Source organism: Azospirillum sp., from assembly GCF_050789165.1.
On sequence record NZ_JBOZRT010000077.1, the window covers coordinates 1 to 5,736 of the forward strand.

Below are 5,736 nucleotides of genomic sequence, written 5' to 3' on the forward strand. Positions count from 1 at the left end.
ATCCCCGCGAAAGCGGGGATCCAGGAGAGTTGGCAAGGGGTTGATTTCCCAAGGTTCTCTGGATCCCCGCTTTCGCGGGGATGACGAAAAATGGAAGCAACGCGCACGGGGGCCGTCACATCCCCGAGGTGGAGACTCGGAACCACAGAACTCTGCCGTTTCAGAAGCTTAAACACGTTCCCCGGACAGCCGTGCGCTTCCGCGGGGATGACGGAAACGTCCATGCTCAGTCCGGAGCGTAGCCCTTGCGGCGCATGCAGGTGCCGAAGATCTCCTTGCGGTAGGCGAAGTGCGGCGTCTCCGGCAGCGGCCGGTGCGGGTAGCCGCGCAGGCGCATGGTGGTGTCCACCTCGTCCGTGCACTCGTCGAAGGCGACTTGGCCGACTTCGGCGCTGGCGGTCCATTCCCGGTAGCCGGGCTTGCTGCACCCCGCCAGCAGAAGCACGCCCATCAGCAGCACCGCTCCGCCCATCCGAGACATGATGCACCCCCCGTCCGCAGCACCGGCCCGGAAAATACCACAAATTTTATCTATTGTCTGCAAGCGGCGGGTGGGGGCGGCGGGGCAGCGGCGTTACCCAGATCGTGACCCGGATGCAACGCTGCGGCGCAGCGTGCGACTCGGGGCGTGGGTGCCTCCATTTTCCCGCCCGAAAAATCGCCGCAATCTGCTAGCAAAGCGGTTTACGGAACATGGTCTGCACTGTCTGGAGGTTCGGCGATGGCTGGCGGTTTCGGGCGGACGCGCCCGCGCATGGCGCTGGCGGTTCTCGCGGGGTTGGGCGCCGGCGCCCTGTGCCTGGGGCCGGCGCTGGCCCAATCGGTGGCCGACATCCAGTGGGCGCAGGCGATCCTCAAGGAGAAGAGTTACGACATCGGCGGCCGCGCCAACGGCCAGCTGACGCCGCAGACCCGCGCCGCGCTGTCCAGGTACCAGAAGGACCACGGGCTCCCGGCCACCGGCAACCTCGACCAGGCGACCGTCAACAAGATGATGGGCGAGCGCTCGGCGAAGACGCCCGGCACCATGGGCAACCTCGCCGATCCGAAGACCGGCGCCCCGGCCAACGTGCCGCGCGTCGCGCCGAAGGAGGTGGCGCCGCGCGCCGCCCAGCGCTCCGGCGATGTCGACACCACCGGCGGTGGCGAGGTGACCCTCGGCCCCGTGGTGCGCGGCGCGCCCAGCGAGGTTCCCCTGCCGTCGAGCCGCACGGCCCCATCGTCCTCGACGCCGTCTCCGGCCGCGCACGCCGCACCCGGCACGCCGCAGGCCGCCCCGCGCGCCAGCGTCACCGCCACCACGGCGGACGGCAAGGAGGTGCCGGTGACGACGCTCTCGAAGGACGAGGACGGGTTCACCGCGCCGGGCTGGCTGCGCTACGCGGTGATGGCGGTGCTGGCCGGCACGCTGGGCTTCATCGGCCTCGGCTGGTGGCGCAGCGGCCGCCCGTCGAGCAAGGGGCCGGTCCGCGACGAGGAGGAGCGCGAAGCGCGCGTCGAACCCCGCTTCACCCCCCGCCGCGAGGAGCTGACCACCGGCGGCATGCCGCGCCTGTCGAGCGAGCGCCGGCGGTAGCAAACCTCCGTGCCCCCACCCCGACCCTCCCCCGCTGCGCGGGGAGGGGCGGGGCGAGCATCACATCATCGCCTGCGCCATCGGGCAGGCGCCGTTGCCGCAGCCGACCGGGTTGCAGGGGTGCGCGGGCGCGGCCGGCTGCGCCTTGCCGACGCGCGGGGCCATGATGGCCTTGGCCACCTCGTGCCCGCCGCAGGACGGGCAGGTGAGGGACGGGCGCTGGGCGTCGTAGTCGGCCATGTTCTCGAACCACTGGTCGAACTCGTGGCCGCAGTTGCAGCGGAGCGCATAGAGGATCATCGCGTCGGTACCCCGGGGAAAGACCACAGTCGGCGTGTATGTACCCGAATCGGCCGCTCCCCGCCAAGCGTCAGCGATGTGACGTCACTCCCACCTGCCGGCACATCGACAGCAACGGGCAGGTCGAGCATTTCGGCCGCTCGCCGGTGCAGATCCATTTGCCGAAGGGCACCAGCCGCTCGTTGATCTCGATCCAGTAGCGTTCGGGCAGCGTCTGCTCCAGGGACTCCATGGTGCGCTCCGGCGTCGTGGTGGCGACATAGCCCCAGCGGTTGGTCACCCGGTGCACGTGCACGTCCACCGCGACGGCCGGGCGCCCGTAGCCGACCGCCAGCGTCAGCGCCGCGATCTTCGGCCCGACGCCGCGGAACGCGGTCAGTCCCTCCAGCGTGTCCGGCACCCGGCCGCCGTGTTCGGCGACGATGCGGCGCGACAGCGCGATCAGGTCGCGTGCCTTGGGCTCCGGGAAGGTGGCGCCGTTCAGCAGGCGGACCAGCTCCGCCTCGTCCAGCGCCGCCATCTGCTCCGGCGTACGCGCGACGGCGAACAGGCGGCGGCAGACGGTCAGCGTCGTCTCGTCGCGGGTGCGGGCGGAGATCAGGCTGCCGACCAGCTGCTCGAAGGGTGAGCCGTAACCCTCGTCGCGCAGCTCGAACATGGCGGCCTTGGGCAGGCCCTCGACGGCGGCGCGCAGGCGGCGGAACGCCTCGTCGATGTCGAACGGCTGCTTGTCGGCACGGCGCGGCGCCGGGGCGGCGTGGGTGGCGGGAACGGGCATGCGCGGGTCCTCCTCGCGCATGGAAACAGGCGAAACAAGGCCCCCTCCCTAACCCTCCCCCGCTTGCGCGGGAGAGGGAGCTTTGTTCCCTCCACCGCGCAAGCGGGGGAGGGCCGGGGAGGGGGCGTGTTGCTTCAGCGCTGGTCGAACTTGATCTCGATGCGGCGGTTGCGGGCGAGCGCCTCCTCGCTGGTGCCGCTGTCGAGCGGCTGCCACTCGCCGAAGCCGGCGGCGACCAGCCGTTCGGCCGGGATGCCCTGCTCGATCAGGAACTTCACCACCGCGATGGCGCGCGCCGCCGACAGCTCCCAGTTGGACGCGTAGGTGCGGGTGATCGGCCGGCTGTCGGTGTGGCCGTCCACGCGCAGCACCCAGTTGATGTCAGACGGGATCGTCTTGCCCAGCTCGATCAGGGTTTGCGCGAGGTCGGCCATGCGGCGCTTGCCGGCCTCCTGCAGCTCGGCCGAGGCCGAGGGGAACAGGATGTCGGACTGGAAGACGAAGCGGTCGCCGACGATGCGGATGTCCTGCCGGGTGCCCAGCGCCTCGCGCATGCGCCCGAAGAACTCCGAGCGGTAGCGGGCCAGCTCCTGCACCTTGCTGGCCAGCGCCTGGTTCAGCCGGGCGCCGAGGTCGGCGATCTGCACCTGCTGCTCGCTCGCCTTCTTCTCCGACAGGTTCAGCGCCTCGCCGATGCGGGCGAGCTGGTCGCGCAGCGCGGCGATCTGCTTGTTCAGCGTGTCGATCTGGTCGTTGCGCAGCGTCAGGTCCTTCTGCGCCTGCGCGATGTCCTTCTGCGTCGCGTCCGCCTTGTCGGTGGCCTCGGCGATCTGGCGGTTCAGCGCGGCGATCTGCTGGTCGCGCAGCGCGATCTCCTTCTGCGCCAGCATGGTCTTCTCGCCGGAGTCGGCGAGCTTCGCCTCCAGCTCCTTGCTGCGGTCGCGCGCGGTGCCGAGCTGGGCGAGCAGCGCCTGCCGCTGCTCCTCGGTCAGGCGCAGTGCCGCGGCGCGCTCCGCCACCTCGCCCTCCAGGCGCTGGCGCATCTCGCGCAGCGCCTTGATGTCGGCGGCGAGCGAGGCGGCCTCGCGGGCGGTGGCGTCGCGCTCGTCCTGGAGCTGGCCCATGGCCGCCGTCAGGTCCTCGCGGGTGGCCACCGAGGACTGGAGCTGGTCCGACATCTGCGCGATGTTGACGCGCAGGTCGGCGTTGGCGTCGCGCTCCATGGTCAGCAGGTCGTTCAGCTCGGCCACCTTGCGCGACAGGCTCTGCAGCTGCTCGTCGCGGCCGGTCAGCGCGGTGGCGAGGTAGAACTGCGCCACCACGAAGACCATCAGCAGGAAGATGACCACCATCACCAGCGACGACAGCGCATCGACCCAGCCGGGCCAGGCGTTCAGTTCGCGGTGTCCGTTGCGGCGGCTGAAGCTTGCCATGGTGCGAGGGCTCCCTTACCGCCCGTCGGCGCGTTCCGCCTCTTCCGCCAGCGCCGCGATGGTGCGGGTGAGGACCTTGATCTCGTTGCGGATCTCGCCCACCGCCTGGGTGCGGCCGGAGGAGGTCTCCTCGACGAGACGGGCGAGGTAGACGTCGATGTTGCGCAGGTGCTGGCGCGAGTTCTCGTCCAGCCCGCCGGCGGTGGCGTCGGCAAGCCGGCCCAGCACCTGCTTCATCTCCATCTGGCTCTCGGTGAGCTTCAGCAGCAGCGTCTGCTCGGCCCGCATCTGGTCGGTCAGCGTGCTCAGCCGCTCGGTCAGCGCCATCAGGTTGGTGTTGGAGGTGCGGCGACTCTCCTCGCCGGAGGCGACGATGCGCTGCAGGCCGTCCAGGTTCTCCGCCGTCTGCTCCAGCAGCGCCTGGACGTACACCGGGATCGACTGGTCGCCGGTCTCCAGGTTGCCGGCCGCGCCGGTGGACAGGCGGGTGGCGCCGGACAGCCAGTCCTCGACGTCCTGGTAGAAGCGGTGCTGCGCCTGCGTCGCCTGCAGCTCCAGGAAGCCCAGCACCAGCGATCCGGCGAGGCCGAACAGCGAGCACGAGAACGCCGTGCCCATGCCGGTCAGCGGCGCCTCCAGCCCGTGCTGCAGGCTGGCGAACATCGAGGCGACGTCGCCGCCGCTGACGCTGAGGTTGCCGATCACCGAGCCGACCGAGCGCACCGTGTGCAGCAGGCCCCAGAAGGTGCCGAGCAGGCCGAGGAAGATCAGCAGGCTGATGAGGTAGCGCGACAGCTCCCGCGATTCGTCGAGGCGCGCGGCGAGGCCGTCGAGGACGGTGCGCATGGACAGCGCCGACAGCATCAGCCGCCCGCGCTTCTCGCCCAGCATGCGGGCCAGCGGGCCGAGCAGCACCGGCTCCGGCACGGTGGCCAGCGCGCCGGGGCGGTCGTGCTGGAACTGCTGGTAGCCGTGCAGCCACGCCACCTCCGGCCGCAGGATCAGCACCTGCCGGAAGATGAAGACGATGCCGGCCAGCAGCGCCGTCATGATCAGCCCGTTCAGCGCCGCGTTGGTCATGAACGCACCGTAGAGCGCCGGGAACAGCAGCCCGACCACCACGACGACGACGACGAGGAAGAGAATCATCCGGGTCAGGAAGCGCTCAGGGCGCGTCATCGGAACCAACTCCTCCGTTCGGGCGCGCGCGCCTCGTTCAGTTCAGGAACTCCACGTCGATGCGATCCGGCGGCCCGTCGGCGGCGCCGTTGCCCAGCGCGCGGATGTCGATGCGGGTGCTGCGGATGCCGAAGGCGCTCAGCCGCTCGCGCAGCGCAAGCGCGCGGGCCAGCGACAGCTGCCGTGCCTCGCGCGCCGTCTCCGCCGTGCCGCTGGCGTAGGAGCGCAGCTGCAGGCGCAGAGTCTCGTTGGCGCGCATCCGCTGGGCGAGATCGTTCACCGTCGCCTCGGCCGACTCCGGCAGGTCGGACGCACCGCCGTCGAACACCACGCTGAGCGCGCTGCGCGGCAACGCCGGGGGCGGGGCGGGCGGCGGCAGGGCGGCCGTCTGGGTTGGTGGCGATGCCGGGGCCGGCGCGGGCGTCGCCGCCGGCGGTGCGGCGGCGGGCGCGGGAGCCGGGGCGGGCGCC

At 71.2% G+C, this 5,736-nt stretch carries 7 protein-coding genes; 1 reads left to right on the forward strand and 6 read right to left on the reverse strand.

The features are described 5' to 3' along the window. Positions 1 to 226: 226 nt before the first annotated feature. A complete protein-coding gene (locus tag ACRWK7_RS16925) occupies positions 227 to 481 on the reverse strand; it encodes a hypothetical protein (RefSeq protein ID WP_431857444.1) in 255 nt (84 codons plus the stop codon). Positions 482 to 721: 240 nt separating this feature from the next. Between ACRWK7_RS16925 and ACRWK7_RS16930 the strand changes: the two genes are divergently transcribed. After that, entirely contained in the window at positions 722 to 1,576 is an 855-nt protein-coding gene (locus tag ACRWK7_RS16930; protein WP_431857445.1) for a peptidoglycan-binding protein, read from the forward strand. 60 nt (positions 1,577 to 1,636) lie between these two features. Here the strand turns inward: ACRWK7_RS16930 and ACRWK7_RS16935 are convergent, their stop codons facing one another. The 5 genes from ACRWK7_RS16935 to ACRWK7_RS16955 form a co-directional block, all read right to left on the reverse strand. After that, positions 1,637 to 1,876, reverse strand: a complete 240-nt coding sequence (locus ACRWK7_RS16935; RefSeq protein WP_109122043.1) for a DUF1178 family protein — start codon at positions 1,874 to 1,876, stop codon at positions 1,637 to 1,639. Positions 1,877 to 1,946: 70 nt separating this feature from the next. Next, positions 1,947 to 2,654 (reverse strand): endonuclease III domain-containing protein, encoded by a 708-nt coding sequence (locus tag ACRWK7_RS16940; RefSeq protein ID WP_431857446.1) that lies wholly within the window; start codon positions 2,652 to 2,654, stop codon positions 1,947 to 1,949. A gap of 134 nt (positions 2,655 to 2,788) precedes the next feature. Beyond that, entirely contained in the window at positions 2,789 to 4,087 is a 1,299-nt protein-coding gene (locus ACRWK7_RS16945) for a peptidoglycan -binding protein (protein ID WP_431857447.1), read from the reverse strand. A gap of 15 nt (positions 4,088 to 4,102) precedes the next feature. Then, positions 4,103 to 5,266, reverse strand: coding sequence for a flagellar motor protein MotA (locus tag ACRWK7_RS16950; protein WP_431857448.1), 1,164 nt, complete (start codon positions 5,264 to 5,266; stop codon positions 4,103 to 4,105). Between the two features lie 37 nt (positions 5,267 to 5,303). Then, a partial coding sequence (locus tag ACRWK7_RS16955; protein WP_431857449.1) for an OmpA family protein occupies positions 5,304 to 5,736 on the reverse strand: 433 nt, incomplete at its 5' end.